Here is a 15,199-nt window from a genome sequence, read left to right on the forward strand (position 1 = left end):
CCTTCGCCTCCGCCAGCAGGCGCGCGCGCTCGGCAGCGGCCTCGGCGGCGGCGGCGGCGAGCTTGTCTGCCCGCGCGGCGGCGGTACGGGCCGCCTCGGCGCGGGCGGCATCGCGCGCGGCCTCCGCTTCGGCCTCTTTCGCCGCGGCGGCGTCGAGCCGGGCGGCGACCTCGGCCTTGCGCGCCGCGATCATCCCGGCCACCGGGCGGAAGAAGAACCGCGCCAGCACCCAGAGGAGGATGAGGACATTGAGCGTCTCGAGCCCGATGGTCCACCAGTCGATCTGCATGGTGGCGGCCGGCCTAGCCGGTGAACGGGTTGGCGAAGAGCACCAGGAGCGCGATCACCAGGCAGTAGATCGCCATGGTCTCGATCATCGCGAGCCCCACGAAGAGCGTGCGCGACAGGGTGCCCGCGGCCTCCGGCTGGCGGGCGATCGCCTCCAGCGCCGCGGCCACGGCGCGGCCCTCCGCGATGGCCGGCCCGATCGAGCCCAGCCCCACCGCGATGGCGGCGGCGAGGATGCTGGCGATTTCGACGTAATTGTTCATGAGCCCTTGCCCTTCTGCGGTTGCGCGGGAGTTTCGGGCGGCGCGGGCGGGGCACCTTCCGCCCCGGTGGCCGACCCGATGAAGACGGTGGCGAGCACGGCGAAGATGTAGGCCTGCACCGCGCCGGTGAGCATGTCGAGCGCCATGAGCGGGATGGGCACCAGCAGGCCGGCGAGCGACAGCACGATGCCGATCACGAACACCCCGCTCATCACGTTGCCGAACAGGCGCAGCACCAGCGAGACATTGCGCGTGACCTGCTCGACGAGGTTGAGCGGGATCATCGCCCAGGAGGGCTCGGCGAAGGTCTTGAGCCAGCCGGTCACCCCCTGCGCGCGGATGCCGAACCAGATGGTGGCGGCGAAGACGATGCCGGCCAGCGCCGCGTCGGTCTCCAGGTGCGCGGTGGGCGGCTCCACCCCGGGGATGAGCGACGACCAGTTCGCCGCGAGGATGAACAGGAACAGCGTGCCGATGAGCGCGCGGTAGGGCGCGGGGTCGGCCTGCATGGTGCCGCGCACCTGGTCGTCCACCGCCTCCACGGCCATCTCGAGCACGGTCTGCAGGGTGCCGGGGCGCAGGGCGAGCCGGCGGCTCACCACGATGGCGCCGAGGCCGAGCACCAGCATGATGGCCCAGGTCACCAGCACCGGCGGGGTGATGGGCACCGGACCGAGATGGAAGGCCACGTCCATGGCGAGGGGCGAGTCCATCACGCGCGCTCCCCGCCCGCACGGGTGCGGCGCAGCACCACGCGGCGCGCGGCGAGCAGGCCCAGCGTGCCGGCGAGCAGCGGCACGGGCCCGAGCAGGGCCAGCCCGGTGAAGCCCGCCGCCACCAGCGCCAGCCGGCCGAGCTGCAGCGCGATGCCCGCCCCGGCGCGGCCCTGCATGTAGAGCCGCGTGTTGTGCCGCAGGCCGCCGAAATGCACGAGCCCGAGCAGGAAACCCGCCAGCAGCCCCCCGAGCCCGGGCAGGAGAAGCGCCTGCATTTCAGTCATCTGCGCGAGCTCCCCGGGAAAGCGCGGGTGAGACTGCGTGAGAGCTTTCCCTCGCAAGGCATTGAAACACCGTCATGAGCGGTTCATCCATTTCCAGGCCGACCAGAAGCCCACCACCGCGCCGAGCATGATCAGCGCGGCGGTGAAGGTGATGCGCCCGGGGCCGAGCAGCCGGTCGAGCCAGCGGCCCAGCAGGAGCGCGAGCAGGATGGGCGAGACGATCATCCAGCCCACCACCCCGATCTGCCCGAGGCGGGAGCCGAGCGAGGGCTCGGGCGTCTCGGCGCCGCGGCGGGCGCGCTCCTCGGCGCGGCGGGCGGCCTCGGCGAGCGGGTCCTGCTCCGGCGCGGGCGCGGTCATCGCGGGCTCTCCCCATGGGCGCCGAAGCTCGGGGCGCTGTCGTCCGGGCGCAGCAGGCGGCGGAGCTGGCGCACGGCATGGGCCTCGAGCCGGGTCTCCTCCACGCGCGCCGCACTCTCGGCCTCGCGCTCGGCGGCGCGCAGCGCGGCGATGCGGGGGGCAAGGCCCGCCAGCGTGTCGGCCAGCGTCGCCTGCCGGCAGGCGACCGAGACCACGCTGCCACCCCCGCTCACCCGCAACACGCCGGAGCCGAGGGCGCAGAACTGCTCCGCGCCGTCGGCACAGCGCCAGCGCAGCAGCGAGGCGGGCAGGACGGTGAGGAAATCCGTGTGCCGCGGCAGGATGCCGAAGCCGCCCGAGCGGTCCTCCGCGCGCAGCGACACCACGTCGGTCCGGCGCACCAGCACCGCGGCGGGGGTGCTCACGGTGAGGGCGAGGGTGGCGCTCATGCGGCCGGGCCCCCGGCGCGGGCGGCCTCCTCCTTGCTCCGGGCCTCCTCCAGCGTGCCGGTCATGTAGAGCGAGCTCTCGTTCCAGCCGTCGCATTCGCCCTCGAGGATGGCGCGGCAGCCTGCCACGGTCTCGGCCACCGGCACCGAGCGGCCGGGCACGCCGGTGAAGGCCTCGGTGACCGCGAAGGGCTGGGTGAGGAAGCGCTGCAGCCGACGCGCCCGCCCGACGATGCGGCGGTCGGCGGCGCCGAGTTCCTCCATGCCCAGGAGCGAGATCACGTCCTGCAGCTCGCGGAAATGCTCGATGGTGCGCTTCACCTCCAGCGCCACCCGGGCGTGCTCCTCGCCCACCACCAGCGGGTCGAGCAGGATGGAAGAGGAGGCGATGGGGTCCACCGCGGGGTACATGCCCTCCGCCGCCATGGCGCGCGACAGCACCACCGTGCTGTCGACATGGGCGGCGATGGTGGTGACGGCCGGGTCGGTGAAATCATCCGCCGGCACGTAGACCGCCTCGATGGCGGTCACGGCGGCGCCGCCCACGGAGGCGATGCGCTCCTGCAGGGCGGCGACCTCGGTGGCCAGCGTCGGCTGGTAGCCCACGCGCGAGGGCAGGCGGCCGAGCAGGCCCGACACCTCGGCGCCGGCCTGCACGAAGCGGAACACGTTGTCCATCAGCAGGAGCACGTTCTGGCCGCGCTCGTCGCGGAAATGCTCGGCGATGGCGAGCGCGGTCATCGGCACGCGCCAGCGCGCGCCCGGCGGCTCGTTCATCTGGCCGTAGACCAGCACGGTGCGGCCCAGCACCCCGGAGCCGGTCATGTCGAGCAGCATCTCGTGCCCCTCGCGCGAGCGTTCGCCGACGCCGGCGAACACCGAGATGCCCTGGTAGCTCGCCACCATGGCGTGGATCAGCTCCATCACCAGCACGGTCTTGCCCACGCCGGCGCCGCCGAACATCGCCGCCTTGCCGCCGAGCGCCATGGGGGCCAGCAGGTCGATCACCTTGATGCCGGTGGAGAAGATCTCCTCGGCGCCGCTCTGGCCGGCGAAATCGGGCGGGGCGCGGTGGATGGGGCGGCGCGGCACATCGGCGGCGAAATCGGCCAGCCCGTCGCCCGGCTGGCCGGCCACGTTCACCAGCCGGCCCAGCACCGCCTCGCCCACCGGCACCGAGACCGGGCCGCCCGGACAGCGCACCGGGGCGCCGCGGCCGAGGCCGGTGGTGGCCTGCAGGGCGATGGCGCGCACGCTGTCGCGGTCGAGATGGGCCTGCACCTCGGCCAGCACCGGCGGCGCGCCGGGGGCGCCGATCTCCAGCGCGTCGTTGATGCCGGGCAGGGTCTGGCCGGGGAAGCCCACGTCGATCACCGCGCCGCGCACGGCGAGGACATGGCCGGGGGCGTCGGGGTGGGCGGAAGCCTCGGGCGGGGCCGCGGGGCCGGTCTGGGTGTCGCTGTGCATCTCGCGTCCCGGAACGGGGGCGCCGCCGCGCGGGCGGCAGGAAAGCTGGGCGTCGGCCCGCCGCAGGCAGCGGGCCTCGGAGACAGGGCAACAGCTTTGCCGGTCTCCGTCATTGATCTGGAACAAGGCGCCGGAGCGGCGCCGCGTTCGGACACGCGCCGGAGCGGCGCGGGGTCAGGGATGCGCCGGAGCGGCGCGGGGCCAAGGATGCGCCGGAACGGCGCGGGGAAAAGGGGCGGGCGCCTCACGGCGCGAGGGCAGCCCGGAGAGGGAAATTCCCCGGGTCCGGTCTGTGGAACCGCACAAGGATCAGCATATTTTCCGCGGCCGATCAAGCCCTTCGGCCCGGGAATGCGAAAAGGGCCGGGGCGCTTTCGCGCTCCGGCCCCGGGGCCAGAGGGGGGGGGCAGAGGGGAGGCAGAGGGTGTCAGAATTCGCGGCCGATCGCCCGGTCGAGCGAGTAGGCCCCGCCGCCGCGGATCAGCACCGAGAGGGCCATGGCGCCCCAGAAGAGCGGCATCTCGAAGCCGGCGTTGTTCCAGGCGTAGCCGTTGGGCAGGTGGATGGTGATGGCCACCAGCATGAAGCCCAGCACCGCCGCGGCCACCGGCCGGGTGAGCAGGCCCAGCACCAGCAGGATGCCGCCGAAGAACTCGAGCGAGCCGATGCCGAGGGCGAAGAGCCAGCCCGGCGCGAAGCCAATCGACTCGAACCACTGGCCGGTGCCGGCGATGCCGTAGCCGCCGAACAGGCCGAAGAGCTTGCCCGCGCCATGGGGCATCAGCAGCGCGCCGGTCGTCACCCGGACGAGCAGCGGCGAGAGGGGGGCGAGCGCCTCCCAGACATGGCCCAGCGGCGCGATGAGCGGGCGGGCGGGTGCATCGGTATGAATGGTGGTCATGGTCTTGATCCTTCCATCGGCGCAACCGCGCCTGAGAGCGGGTGCCGGGCCGGGCTGGCCGCGGCTTGTGTTTCGATGGGAGGAAGATGCGCTCGCAGCCATAAAGAAACAATCACGCAAATCATGCATATATTGTTTCCACTTTTTAGAGATTCGTCGAGACGCCCTCGAACATGCGGTTGCGGGCGCTTTCGATGTGGCGGCGCATGGCCTGCCGGGCGGCCCCGGCGGCGCCGGCGCAGATGGCGTCGAGCACCCTGGCATGTTCCTGCGCCACCCGGGCGAGGCGCAGGTCGGCCTGCAGCAGGGTGAGCTTGCGCGAGAGGTCGATGCCGAAGCGGAACTGCGGCGCGAGGGCCGCGTGCACGCCCACGTAGAAGTCGTTGTGGGTGGCGGCGATCACCGTGGCATGGAAGGCGGCGTCGTCGTCGACGCTCGGGTGGCCCTCGCGGCCGCTCTCCTCCATCCGGGCGAAGGCGGCGCGCAGGGCGGCGATGTCGGTCTCGTCGCGGCGCTCGGCGGCGAGCGCGGCGGCGGCGCTCTCGAACTCCAGCCGGAACTCGTAGCAGCGCTGGATATCGCTGATCGAGCCGATCGGCACGAAGTCGATCACCGAGCGGGCCGGTCGGCGCAGCACGTAGCTGCCCGAGCCGCGGCGCGAGGCGATGATGCCGTCCTCGCGCAGCCGGGCGAGGGCGCTGCGCACCACGGGGCGCGACACGGCGTATTCCCGGCCCAGTTCCGCCTCGGTGGGCAGGCGGGTGCCCCGGGGGTGCCGCCCCTCCAGGATCGCCGAGAGCAGGCCCTCGTAGACCTCGTCGCTGCGTGTCAGCCGCTCCGCTTCGTTCATCTTTCCGTCCCCGGGCCTTCCCGCGTGGCGCCCGCCGCGGCGGGTGTTCCGGCCGCTCACGAAACCGCAATCTAACATATGTTGACAAATCTGGACAACTCGCCAAGACTTCGCGTTAACCAAACTAAAGACACATGGCCGGGGAGGGCTCCAGATGACACGGGACATGTCCTGCGACGCTGCCGCCCCTGCGCGTCGCGCACCGCCGCCCGGCACCGGGCGGAGCCGCATCCCCCCCCACCACGCAGAGATCGCCACGCATGCCGCCCCGCCACCGCGCGGCGCGCGTCTGCCTGCGCGCCGCGGGGCGGCCTGAGGCGCCCGGGGCGCGCGCGCGAGAGACCGCAGAGGCCCGCGCCCGCCCCATGACAGGAAAGAAGCATAACCCGCCGGCACAGCGCCGGCAGATGATCATGGGAGGATCACAGATGACCGAACTCAACCGCCGCAGGATGCTGGCCCTGGCCGGAGCGGCCGGCGCCGCCGCCGCCCTGCCCGGTGGCGCCCGCGCCGCGACCTACCCGGACCGCCCGGTGACGCTGATCGTGCCCTGGGGCGCGGGCGGCGGCACCGACGCCACCGCGCGGATGATCGGCACCCTGCTGGAGCAGAAGCTCGGCCAGCCCTTCAACGTGGTCAACCGCACCGGCGGCTCGGGCGTGGTGGGGCATTCGGCCATCGCCACCGCCAGGCCCGACGGCTACACCATCGGCCTCATCACGGTGGAAATCACCATGATGCACTACCTCGGCCTCACCGATCTCGGCCCCTCGGACTACACGCCGCTGGGCATGATGAACGCCGACCCCGCGGGCGTGCATGTCTCCGCCGACAGCGACTGGAGCACCATCGAGGAGCTGGCCGAGGCGATCAAGGCCTCCGAGCCGGGCGAGCTGAAGGCCTCCGGCACCGGGCAGGGCGGCATCTGGCACCTCGCGCTCATCGGCTGGCTGCAGTCGATGGGGCTCGATGCGAACCACGTGCGCTGGGTGCCCTCCGAGGGTGCGGCCTCCGGCATGCAGGACCTCGTGGCCGGCGGCGTGGACATCGTGCCCTGCTCGCTGCCCGAGGCGCGCTCGATGATCGACGCCGGCCGGGCCCGCAGCCTCGCGCTCATGGCCGAGGAGCGCGACCCGAACTTCCCCGACGTGCCGACGCTGAAGGAATCGCTCGACCTCGACTACACGCTCAATGTCTGGCGCGGCATGGCCGGGCCACTGGAGATGCCCGAGGACGTGCAGGCCACCCTGGCCCAGGCGCTGGCCGAGATCGCGGAATCGGAGGAGTATACCTCCTTCATGTCCGGCCGCGGCTTCGGCGTGCGCCACCTGCCCCCCGAGGAGTTCGCGGGCTTCATGGAGAAGGCCGACGCGCAGATGGGCGAGTCGATGAAGGCCGCCGGCCTCGCGCGCGACTGAGCGGGGAGCCCGCGCGCCGGGCCGGTGCGGCGCGTCGCACGGGCGCGCCGCGCACTCCCCGGGGCCGGCATCGGCGGAGACACGGCAGCGCGCCCCTGCCGGCCGCGGCGTGACACCGGACGCGTGCAGGCCGGCGCATGACATCGGGCGTGCCCTGCACGACACCGGGCGTGCCCTGCACGACACCGGGCGTGCCCTGCACGACACCGGGCGGGCGGCGCAAGGGACGCGGGGCGCGGGCCGGCCGGTGGCCCCGGGGCGCGGGCTGGCGACCGCGGGACGACCCGTGAAGATCCGCGCGCAGGCGGGCGCGCGGCCCCAAGGTGACCCGGCGCCGCGCGGCCTGCGCGCGGCGCCCCCGACCCAGCAGCAGGAGGGTGCGCATGCGCCTCAACGATGCCGTCTTCGGCCTGTTCTTCATCGCGCTCGGCCTCACGATGATCCTGATCGCGCGCGGCTTTCCCGCCTTTCCCGGCCAGCCTTACGGGGCGGCGCTGCTGCCCTCGCTGCTGGGGGCGGGCTTCATCATCTGCGGCGGGCTGCTGAGCATCCGCGGCTGGCGCGCCCGGGCCGGCGGCCTCGCCGAGACCGACCCCGAGATGCGCGAGCCGCGCACGCTGGTCTCCATGGGCCTCGTGGTGGTACTCATCCTCGCCTACATCCTCGTGTCCGACGCTGTGGGCTACGTGCCCTTCATGGCCGTGGCGCTCACGCTGCTGCTGCTGCGCTTCGGCAACCGGCCGCTCACCGCCATCGCGGTCGCGCTGCTCACCACGGTGGCGAGCCAGTGGTTCTTCGGCTCCATCCTGCTGGTGCCGCTGCCGCGCGGCATCCTCGAAGGCCTGTTCTGAGGGAGATGGCATGATGAACGTATTCTCGCAGGCCCTCGCCCTCGCGCTCGACCCCTTCGTGCTGCTGGTGGTGGTGATCTCCGCCGCCTTCGGCATGTTCGTGGGCGCCATGCCCGGGCTCACCGCCACCATGGCGGTGGCGCTGCTGGTGCCGGTGACCTTCTTCATGGACCCCGTGCCGGCGCTGGCGGCCATCGTCACCGCCTCCTCGATGGCGATCTTCGCCGGCGACATCCCCGGCGCGCTCCTGCGCATGCCCGGCACGCCCGCCTCGGCCGCCTACGTGGGCGAGACCTTCCTCATGGGCCAGCGCGGCAAGGTGAACCTCGCGCTCGGCGTCACGCTGGTGGCCTCGGCGCTCGGCGGGCTGGTGGGGGTGGGGGCGCTCATCCTCGCGGCCCCCATGCTGGCGGAGGTGGCGCTGAAATTCACCTCCTTCGAATATTTCTGGCTGGCCTCGCTGGGCCTGTCCTGCGCGGTGTTCATCTCTTCGGCCAACCCGCTGAAGGGCTTCATCTCGCTGCTCGTGGGCCTCGCGCTCTGCACCGTGGGGATCGACCCCACCGCCGGGGTGCCGCGCTTCACCTTCGGCAATGTCGACCTGATGGGCGGCATCAGCTTCATCCCGGCGATGATCGGGCTCTTTGCCATCTCCGAGATCCTGCGCGGGGTGATGCGGCTGCGCGCGAAAACCCCGCCGCCGTTGCGCCAGTCGGGCGGCATCTTCACCTCCGTGCTGCCGCTGCTGGGCCGGCACAAGGTGAACGTGCTGCGCGGCTCGGCCCTGGGCACCTGCATCGGCGCGCTGCCGGGCGCGGGCGCCGACATCGCCGCCTGGATCGCCTACGCGGTCTCCAAGCGCTTCTCGCGCAGCCCGGAGAAATTCGGCACCGGCCATGTCGAGGGGGTGGTGGACGCGAGCTCGGCCAACAACTCCGCCGTCGCGGGCTCCTGGATCCCGGCGCTGGTGTTCGGCATCCCGGGCGATTCGCTCACCGCGGTGGTGATCGGCGTGCTCTACATGAAGGGCATGAACCCCGGGCCGATGGTGTTCCTCAACAACCCCCAGCTCATCTACGCCGTGTTCATGATCTTCATCCTCGCCAACCTGGTGATGCTGCCGCTGGGCTGGGCGGCCATCCGCCTCGCGCGGCCGATCCTGCGGGTGCCCAAGCGCACGCTGCTGCCGGTGATCCTGGTGTTCTGCATCGTCGGCGCCTTCGCCATGACCAACTCCGTCTTCGGCGTGATCCTGATGCTCGCGCTCGGCCTCGTGGGCTGGATCTTCGAGGAGAACGAGTTCCCGGTGGCGCCGATCATCCTGGGGCTGGTGCTCGGGCCGATGTTCGAGCAGACTTTCCTCACCTCGATGATCAAGTCGGACGGCTCGTTCCTCGCCTTCTTCGAGCGCCCCATCGCAGGCGTGCTGGGGGTGGCGACGCTGCTGGTCTGGGGCATCGTGCTGTTCCGCGCGGCGCAGCGCATGCTCTCCGGGCCGCGGCCCGCGCAGGCGGCACCGGGCCGGGAGAAAGCGGACAGGACCTCATGACCCACAGCCTGAAGGACAGGGTGGTGGCCGTATCGGGCGGCACCAGCGGCATCGGCCTTGCCATCGCGGCGGCAGCGGCGGGGGCAGGGGCGAAACTCGCCCTCCTCGGCCGCGACCCCACCCGAGGGGCGGAGGCCGCGGCCTCCATCCCCGGCGCGCTCTTCGTGCCCTGCGACGTGGCCCGGCGCGACGAATGCCTCGCCGCCATCGCCGCGGTGGAGGCGGAGTTCGGCCGGCTCGACGGGCTGGTGGCCTCGGCCGGGTTCAACCGCCGCCGCCCGCCGCAGGAGCTCTCGGAGGCAGACTGGGACGCGGTGATCGACGCCAACCTCAAGGGCACCTTCCTGCTCTGCCAGGCCGCCTTCCCGCTGCTCTCGCGCCGGGGCGGCAAGGTGGTGACCGTGGGCTCGATGACCTCGATCTTCGGCAGCCCGGTGATGCCGGCCTACGGCGCCTCCAAGGGCGGCGTGGTGCAGCTCACCCGCAGCCTCGCCACCGCCTGGGCGCCGCAGGGCATCCAGGTGAACTGCCTGCTGCCCGGCTGGATCGACACGCCCCTCACCGTGGCCGCCCGGCGCGAGATCGCCAATCTCGAGGCCGACGTGCTGGCCCGCACCCCCGCCGACCGCTGGGGCCGCCCGGAAGACCTCGCGGGCCCGGCACTGTTCCTGCTCTCGGAGGCCTCCGACTTCGTGACCGGCACCGCCATCCCGGTAGACGGCGGCTATTCGGTGCGGATCTGAGGGTAGGCTCACCGACCGGATCTCATCCGCCAGTTCCCCGCCGCGTCCCGGCGGTATAGTCCCTTATCGGCCTGCGCACGCTCCCGCGCGGAAGGGATGTGGCCCATGTGTCCGTCTCCCGCTTCCGCGCGGATCCCGCATGGCAACGGGTCGGGCACGCCGGCCTGAAGCCTCCGAAGACGCCGCCAGACATCATCGCTCATCCGGTAGCGCGAGGCCCCGGTGAGCATCCGGGCGAAGGCGGGGTCGGCGCCGGCGCGCTGCTCGAAATGCACCATCAGCGAGCCATAGTGCCCCAGCATCGGCTCCGCGAGATTGATGGCGATCAGTTCCAGCTCCGCGTCGGTCTGCGCGAAATGCATCGCGTAGTCGAGCAGGGCCCACAGCCTGTGCGGATGAGCCGTGAAGGAGGTGAGGGTGATCCAGCCCATCGCGGAGCCCCCCGCCAGCGGGCTGTCGAGACAGTCGGCGGCCTGCCGGACGATCTCGTCGCCGAAGGGGATCTCCCGCTCCGCCACGAAGGCGCGGAGACGGTCGGGCGTGGTGGTTCCGGGGCAGGCGATTTCGTCGCGACCGGAAATCCAGTAGCACACGAGAAGCTTGTCGATTGACCTGGAGGACAGGTTGATATCGTGCCTGATGCACGCCTGTGGGGCGACACCGCGTGGGCGCGGGCGCTGTGTCAGATGCCTCCGCTTAGCCAAGGTGCCCGGCACCTGTCAACCTGCCCGGCCCCCCTCACGCCCCGCCGGTGAGGGCAAAGAAGATCGCCGCCAGCACCACCACGCTCACGATGGTGAAGGTGCCGTTCCAGGCCCATGTCATGGTGCGCCCGGTCTGGCCGGTGGCCTTGGCCGAGAGCAGCACCACCGTGGCGAAGGGCGAGGAGGTCATCGCCAGTGACCAGCCGCAGGAGAGGGCGAGCGCGGTGAGCGTGGGGTCCGCCGGCAGCACCGGCAGCGCGCCGAGCAGGCTGCCGAAGAACACCGCCATCATGATCGGGCTCAGCGCGAGCTGGCTCAGCGCCACCACCGCGAGCGCGCAGCCGGTGAGGAACACCCAGCCGGGCAGGGCCCCGAGCCCCAGCGCCTCGGCCAGGTCCTGCGCCGGGATCAGCACCGCCGCCGCCCGGCCGAGGTAGCCCGAGGAGGCGAGCGTCACCGCCACCGGCGCCGCCGCCGCGAAGCCGGGCCCGAGGATGGTCGCCACCCGGGCCGAGGTGCGCTCGCGCGCCTGCGCGCCAGTCCCGCCGTTCTGCGCCAGGATCCAGCCCACCATCAGGACAGGCGCGGTGATCATCAGCCCGAAGATCACCGAAGTGTCGGTGAGCCAGGCAAAGAAGAACGACAGGCCGAAGAGGATGGCGCAGATGCCCGCGAACACCGCGAAATCGCGCACGGGGAAGGGCGGCGCCTGGGTGATGGCCGGGCCGCGGCCGCGGGCGCGCACCTGGGTGCGGTGCCAGCGCGCCTGGTCCTCGGCCCAGCCCACGAACATCATCAGCGTCGAGATCACCAGCCCCAGCACGATCCAGCGGCCGCGGTCGATGCCGGGGATCAGCGTCATCAGCGCCAGTGGCGCTACCGCGGTGGGCGACCAGACCACCGACCAGGCAAAGCCGCGCAGCATCGCCGAGAGCTGCCGCCGCTCGCGCACGGGGTTGAACGGGTCGCCCGGGGCGACCTCTTCCACCCCGCGGCGGATGAGCGGGGCGATGAGGCTCACCGTGCCGAGGTTGAACAGCACCGCCATCACGTTCGAGCCGGCGTAGAGCGCGAGGAAACGCCGCCCGGTGGGCTGGCGGGTGAGGTAGCGCCCGCAGGCCGCCACCGTGGGCGAGGTGAGTGCGGCCTCCTGGATCAGCCCCAGCAGCAGCACGAAGGCCATCAGGAAGGCCGCCTGGTCGAGCGCCGAGAGCACCGCCGCCACGGGGTCATCGGCCCGGAACACGATGAGCACGGTGAGCAGGGCGCAGAGCGAGAGCAGGTAGGCCTCGCGCAGCCCGAACCGGTTTGCCGCCACCGGCAACAGGCACAGCGCCGCGGCATAGACCGCGTAGCGCAGCGCCTCGGCGCCGGAGGCCCGGGCGGCGAGCTCCAGCGCCATCACGGCGATCAGGATGAGGGCAGTGACCCGGGCGCGAGCGCTCGAGGGCGGAACGGGGGATGAGGCTGAAACAGGCAGGGCGACCACGCGGGGGCAAAGCATTCGGAGGATCTGCGCGATCCTAGACCAGCCGCCGGGCGGGTGAAACCGCATACTTGCCCGCGCAGGCGGCAGCCTGCCATGCGCTGCCCGCAAATCGGGCCGAGAGGCTCACTCCGCGTCCGGCTTCATCGCGTAGCGGAAATCGCAGTGCGACGCGCCCTGCATGATGGTCTGGCTGCGGGTGAGGGTGATGTCGGGGTTGTAGCCGGTGCAGAAATCGCCGTCGCGGTTGCACGACAGCAGATGGCCGATATGACCCAGCCCGAGGTCGCGGTAGAGCTCGGCATAGCGGCAGCGGGTGACGTTGAACTCGAGCCGGCGCGGGCCCTCCTCCAGCACCTCGATCTCCAGCGCGCCTTCCATGGTCCAGAGCGGCAGGATGGCGCGGAAATCGGCGAGGTCGGGGCGGCCGCCGCCGGCCATCTCGGCGCCATGGGCGATGGCCGCGCGGCTCACGGCGCTGCCCACCACTGCCTCGGCCTCCGCCGCGCCGGAGCGCTCGCGCACCACGTCGTAGACCTGGCGCAGCAGCAGCGCCTCGAGCCGGCGGCGCTCGAGGATGGGCAGCGGCGGGCGGGGCTCTTCGCGGTCGTCCTGTGGCATGGGGTGCTCCTGTGCCGGGGTCCGCCCGAGGCTAGCGCGCCGGGCCGCCCCGGTCCAGCGGGGCACAAGGTGGACTTTCCGCACGCCCCCGGTGCAGATTGGCCCCGCACCGCCTGCCGCCAAAGAGCGCGCGACCCCAGAGCCGAGAGCCCGCATGATCCGTTTCCTTCACGCCTCCGACCTGCACCTCGGCAAGCCCTTCGGCGCCTGGCCCGAGGAGGTGCGCGTGGCCCTGCGCCGCGCCCGGCAAGAGAGCATCCCGCGCCTCGCGCAGGCCGCGCGCGGCGGCGGCGCCGCGCTGGTGCTGCTGGCGGGGGATACGTTCGACCAGATGACCCCCTCGCCGCAGGTGATCCGCCACGCGCTCAACGCCATGCGCGGGGCGGAAGACATCACCTGGGTGCTGATGCCCGGCAACCATGACAACCTCGCCGCCACCGAGCTGTGGCGCACCCTGCGGGCCGACGCGCCGCCCAATGTCACCCTGGTGACCGAGCCCGAGCCGCTGGCCCTCGACGGCGCCGTGCTGCTGCCCGCCCCCTGCACCGAGCGCCACCCCGGCCGCGACCTCACCGAGTGGTACGACACGGCCCCCACCGGCGAGGCGCTGCGCATCGGCCTTGCCCATGGCGCGGTGCAGAGCTTCACCACCGGCGAGGACGGCGCCTCGGCCATCATCCCGCCCGACCGCGCGGCGCGCTCGGGCCTCGGCTACCTCGCGCTGGGAGACTGGCACGGCCAGCTGCGCGTGGGCCCCTCCACCTGGTATTCCGGCGCGCCGGAGGCCGACAGTTTCAAGCACGACCACGCCGCCGGCGCCCTGCTGGTGAGCCTCGCTGGCCCCGGGGCTGCGGCGGAGGTGGAGCCGGTGGCCACCGGCGCGCTCACCTGGGCGCGCGTGCCGCTCGTGCTCGCGGAGGGGGATGACGTGGCGGCTGCCCATGCCGCCGCCCTGCCGCCGCTGGCACAGCGCGAGCGCACGCTGCTCGACCTGGTGGTGAGCGGGCGCACCCATGCGCTCGAGCGCGTGGCGCTGCAGCAGGCCATCGCCGCCGCCGCCCCGGACTTCCTGTGGCACCGGGCCGGGCTCGACGGTCTCGGCGCCGTGCATGACACCGGCGATCTCGACGCCATCGACACCGGCGGCGCCCTGCGCATGGCGGCCGAGAGCCTCGCGGCCGAGGCGGCGGACGAGAGCCTGCCCGCCGAGGCCCGCGAGAGCGCCCGCGCCGCCCTCTCCCATCTCTTCACCTTCGCCCTGGAGGAGCAATGAAACTGCGCGCCCTGCGCCTGACCAACGTGCGCAAGTTCGCCGGCCGCACCGCCAGCCTCACCGGCATCGGCGACGGCATCACCGTGGTCTCGGAGGCGAACGAATTCGGCAAGTCGACCTTCTTCGACGCCCTGCACGCGCTGTTCTTCGAGAAATACTCCGCCACGGCGAAATCGGTGAAATCGCTGCAGCCGCATGCCGGCGGCGCGGTGGAGGTGGCGCTCGATGTCGAGACCGGGGAGGGGCTGTTCCGGGTGGAGAAGCGCTGGCTCTCGGCGAAGCGCGCCCGGGTCACCCGCCTCTCCGACGGCGCGGTGGTGGCGATGGACGACGAGGCGGAGCGCTGGCTCTCCGCGCTTGCGGGCGACGGGCGCGAGGGGCCGGCCGGCCTGCTGTGGGTGCGGCAGGGCCTGCTCGGCCTCGAGCCCGAGAGCAGGACCGAGAAGGAGCGCCTCACCGAGACGCGGCGCGACCTGCTCTCCTCCGTCGCCGGCGAGATCGACGCGATGACCGGCGGGCGCCGGATGGACCGGGTGATGAAGCGCTGCGAGGAGGCGCTCGACGTGCTCTCCACCCGCACCGGCCGCCCCAAGGGCCCGTGGAAGGAGGCGGCGGACGAAGCCGCGACCCTCGCCTCCGAGCTCGCCGAGGTCGAGGCCCAGTGCACGGCGCTGGAGCGCCACCTCGCCGAGCGCTCGGAGGCCGAGGCGCAGATCGCCCGGCTCGACGACCCCGCCGCCCGCGCCCGGCGCGAGGAGGCGCTGCAGGCCGCCCATGCCGCGATGGAGGCGGGCGAAGCCCATGCGACGCGGCTGCGCGAGGCCGGGCAGGCGGCGCAGATCGCGACCCTCGGCGCGGCAGAGGCCCGGCGCGCGCTCGACGCCCTCCTCGCCGCCCGAAGCGCGCTGGAGGCTGCCCGCAAGGCCGAGACGGAGGCCGCGGCAAAGGCCGAGGCCGCCGCCGCCACCGTGGCGGAG

Annotated in this window: 17 protein-coding genes and 1 pseudogene; 6 read left to right on the plus strand and 12 right to left on the minus strand. The window is 72.8% G+C overall.

The window, feature by feature from the left end; genetic code table 11:
• The 9 genes and pseudogenes from D3P35_RS24945 to D3P35_RS24985 form a co-directional block, all read right to left on the minus strand.
• Positions 1 to 289: pseudogene (locus D3P35_RS24945) on the minus strand (hypothetical protein); the annotation flags it as partial.
• Between the two features lie 13 nt (positions 290 to 302).
• A complete protein-coding gene (locus D3P35_RS24950; protein WP_118138648.1) occupies positions 303 to 551 on the minus strand; it encodes a F0F1 ATP synthase subunit C in 249 nt (82 codons plus the stop codon).
• Positions 548 to 1,267 (minus strand): F0F1 ATP synthase subunit A, encoded by a 720-nt coding sequence (locus D3P35_RS24955; RefSeq protein ID WP_118138649.1) that lies wholly within the window; start codon positions 1,265 to 1,267, stop codon positions 548 to 550. The genes D3P35_RS24950 and D3P35_RS24955 overlap by 4 nt, the downstream gene beginning before the upstream one ends.
• Positions 1,264 to 1,551: an ATP synthase subunit I gene (locus D3P35_RS24960; RefSeq protein WP_118138650.1), complete on the minus strand. Its 288-nt coding sequence runs from the start codon at positions 1,549 to 1,551 to the stop codon at positions 1,264 to 1,266. The genes D3P35_RS24955 and D3P35_RS24960 overlap by 4 nt, the downstream gene beginning before the upstream one ends.
• A 72-nt stretch (positions 1,552 to 1,623) precedes the next feature.
• Positions 1,624 to 1,911 (minus strand): AtpZ/AtpI family protein, encoded by a 288-nt coding sequence (locus D3P35_RS24965; RefSeq protein ID WP_118138651.1) that lies wholly within the window; start codon positions 1,909 to 1,911, stop codon positions 1,624 to 1,626.
• The gene (locus tag D3P35_RS24970) at positions 1,908 to 2,360 is read right to left on the minus strand and encodes a F0F1 ATP synthase subunit epsilon (RefSeq protein ID WP_118138652.1); all 453 of its coding nucleotides are present in this window, start codon (positions 2,358 to 2,360) and stop codon (positions 1,908 to 1,910) included. The genes D3P35_RS24965 and D3P35_RS24970 overlap by 4 nt, the downstream gene beginning before the upstream one ends.
• The gene (atpD, locus tag D3P35_RS24975) at positions 2,357 to 3,826 is read right to left on the minus strand and encodes a F0F1 ATP synthase subunit beta (protein WP_118138653.1); all 1,470 of its coding nucleotides are present in this window, start codon (positions 3,824 to 3,826) and stop codon (positions 2,357 to 2,359) included. Before atpD ends, D3P35_RS24970 begins: the two co-directional genes overlap by 4 nt.
• A 427-nt stretch (positions 3,827 to 4,253) precedes the next feature.
• The gene (locus D3P35_RS24980; protein WP_118138654.1) at positions 4,254 to 4,727 is read right to left on the minus strand and encodes a DoxX family protein; all 474 of its coding nucleotides are present in this window, start codon (positions 4,725 to 4,727) and stop codon (positions 4,254 to 4,256) included.
• Positions 4,728 to 4,872: 145 nt separating this feature from the next.
• Complete coding sequence (locus tag D3P35_RS24985; RefSeq protein WP_118138655.1) at positions 4,873 to 5,577, minus strand: FadR/GntR family transcriptional regulator; 705 nt, start codon at positions 5,575 to 5,577, stop codon at positions 4,873 to 4,875.
• Between the two features lie 428 nt (positions 5,578 to 6,005).
• Here D3P35_RS24985 and D3P35_RS24990 point away from each other — a divergent pair, with 428 nt between their 5' ends.
• From D3P35_RS24990 to D3P35_RS25005, 4 genes are all read left to right on the plus strand, one after another.
• On the plus strand, positions 6,006 to 6,995 hold the full coding sequence (locus D3P35_RS24990) for a tripartite tricarboxylate transporter substrate binding protein (protein WP_118138656.1): 990 nt from the start codon (positions 6,006 to 6,008) through the stop codon (positions 6,993 to 6,995).
• Positions 6,996 to 7,378: 383 nt separating this feature from the next.
• On the plus strand, positions 7,379 to 7,846 hold the full coding sequence (locus D3P35_RS24995) for a tripartite tricarboxylate transporter TctB family protein (RefSeq protein WP_118138657.1): 468 nt from the start codon (positions 7,379 to 7,381) through the stop codon (positions 7,844 to 7,846).
• A 10-nt stretch (positions 7,847 to 7,856) separates the two neighbouring features.
• The gene (locus D3P35_RS25000; protein ID WP_118138658.1) at positions 7,857 to 9,395 is read left to right on the plus strand and encodes a tripartite tricarboxylate transporter permease; all 1,539 of its coding nucleotides are present in this window, start codon (positions 7,857 to 7,859) and stop codon (positions 9,393 to 9,395) included.
• A complete protein-coding gene (locus tag D3P35_RS25005) occupies positions 9,392 to 10,138 on the plus strand; it encodes an SDR family NAD(P)-dependent oxidoreductase (protein WP_118138659.1) in 747 nt (248 codons plus the stop codon). Before D3P35_RS25000 ends, D3P35_RS25005 begins: the two co-directional genes overlap by 4 nt.
• Positions 10,139 to 10,146: 8 nt before the next feature.
• Here D3P35_RS25005 and D3P35_RS25010 read toward each other — a convergent pair whose 3' ends face one another.
• From D3P35_RS25010 to D3P35_RS25020, 3 genes are all read right to left on the minus strand, one after another.
• Positions 10,147 to 10,731, minus strand: coding sequence for a DUF6869 domain-containing protein (locus D3P35_RS25010; RefSeq protein ID WP_157982319.1), 585 nt, complete (start codon positions 10,729 to 10,731; stop codon positions 10,147 to 10,149).
• A 145-nt stretch (positions 10,732 to 10,876) separates the two neighbouring features.
• Positions 10,877 to 12,244: a hypothetical protein gene (locus D3P35_RS25015; protein WP_118138661.1), complete on the minus strand. Its 1,368-nt coding sequence runs from the start codon at positions 12,242 to 12,244 to the stop codon at positions 10,877 to 10,879.
• Between the two features lie 210 nt (positions 12,245 to 12,454).
• Positions 12,455 to 12,949, minus strand: coding sequence for an L-2-amino-thiazoline-4-carboxylic acid hydrolase (locus D3P35_RS25020; RefSeq protein WP_118138662.1), 495 nt, complete (start codon positions 12,947 to 12,949; stop codon positions 12,455 to 12,457).
• A gap of 154 nt (positions 12,950 to 13,103) precedes the next feature.
• On the opposite strand from D3P35_RS25020, the gene D3P35_RS25025 reads away from it, so the two are divergent.
• Positions 13,104 to 14,222 (plus strand): DNA repair exonuclease, encoded by a 1,119-nt coding sequence (locus tag D3P35_RS25025; protein ID WP_118138663.1) that lies wholly within the window; start codon positions 13,104 to 13,106, stop codon positions 14,220 to 14,222.
• Positions 14,219 to 15,199, plus strand: a 981-nt coding sequence (locus tag D3P35_RS25030; protein ID WP_157982320.1) for an ATP-binding protein, incomplete at its 3' end; no start/stop codon positions are given. The genes D3P35_RS25025 and D3P35_RS25030, both read left to right, overlap by 4 nt.

This window comes from Oceanicella sp. SM1341, from assembly GCF_003448965.1.
In the GTDB taxonomy this organism is placed as follows: domain Bacteria; phylum Pseudomonadota; class Alphaproteobacteria; order Rhodobacterales; family Rhodobacteraceae; genus Paroceanicella.

Coding starts and splice junctions, on each gene's coding strand:
- D3P35_RS25025 (WP_118138663.1), top strand. CDS start 13,104: ATGATCCGTTTCCTTCACGCCTCCGACCTGCACCTCGGCAAGCCCTTC.
- D3P35_RS24965 (WP_118138651.1), bottom strand. CDS start 1,911: ATGACCGCGCCCGCGCCGGAGCAGGACCCGCTCGCCGAGGCCGCCCGC.
- D3P35_RS25000 (WP_118138658.1), top strand. CDS start 7,857: ATGATGAACGTATTCTCGCAGGCCCTCGCCCTCGCGCTCGACCCCTTC.
- D3P35_RS24960 (WP_118138650.1), bottom strand. CDS start 1,551: ATGACTGAAATGCAGGCGCTTCTCCTGCCCGGGCTCGGGGGGCTGCTG.
- D3P35_RS24985 (WP_118138655.1), bottom strand. CDS start 5,577: ATGAACGAAGCGGAGCGGCTGACACGCAGCGACGAGGTCTACGAGGGC.
- atpD (WP_118138653.1), bottom strand. CDS start 3,826: ATGCACAGCGACACCCAGACCGGCCCCGCGGCCCCGCCCGAGGCTTCC.
- D3P35_RS25020 (WP_118138662.1), bottom strand. CDS start 12,949: ATGCCACAGGACGACCGCGAAGAGCCCCGCCCGCCGCTGCCCATCCTC.
- D3P35_RS24950 (WP_118138648.1), bottom strand. CDS start 551: ATGAACAATTACGTCGAAATCGCCAGCATCCTCGCCGCCGCCATCGCG.
- D3P35_RS24990 (WP_118138656.1), top strand. CDS start 6,006: ATGACCGAACTCAACCGCCGCAGGATGCTGGCCCTGGCCGGAGCGGCC.
- D3P35_RS24980 (WP_118138654.1), bottom strand. CDS start 4,727: ATGACCACCATTCATACCGATGCACCCGCCCGCCCGCTCATCGCGCCG.
- D3P35_RS24995 (WP_118138657.1), top strand. CDS start 7,379: ATGCGCCTCAACGATGCCGTCTTCGGCCTGTTCTTCATCGCGCTCGGC.
- D3P35_RS25005 (WP_118138659.1), top strand. CDS start 9,392: ATGACCCACAGCCTGAAGGACAGGGTGGTGGCCGTATCGGGCGGCACC.
- D3P35_RS24970 (WP_118138652.1), bottom strand. CDS start 2,360: ATGAGCGCCACCCTCGCCCTCACCGTGAGCACCCCCGCCGCGGTGCTG.
- D3P35_RS25015 (WP_118138661.1), bottom strand. CDS start 12,244: ATGGCGCTGGAGCTCGCCGCCCGGGCCTCCGGCGCCGAGGCGCTGCGC.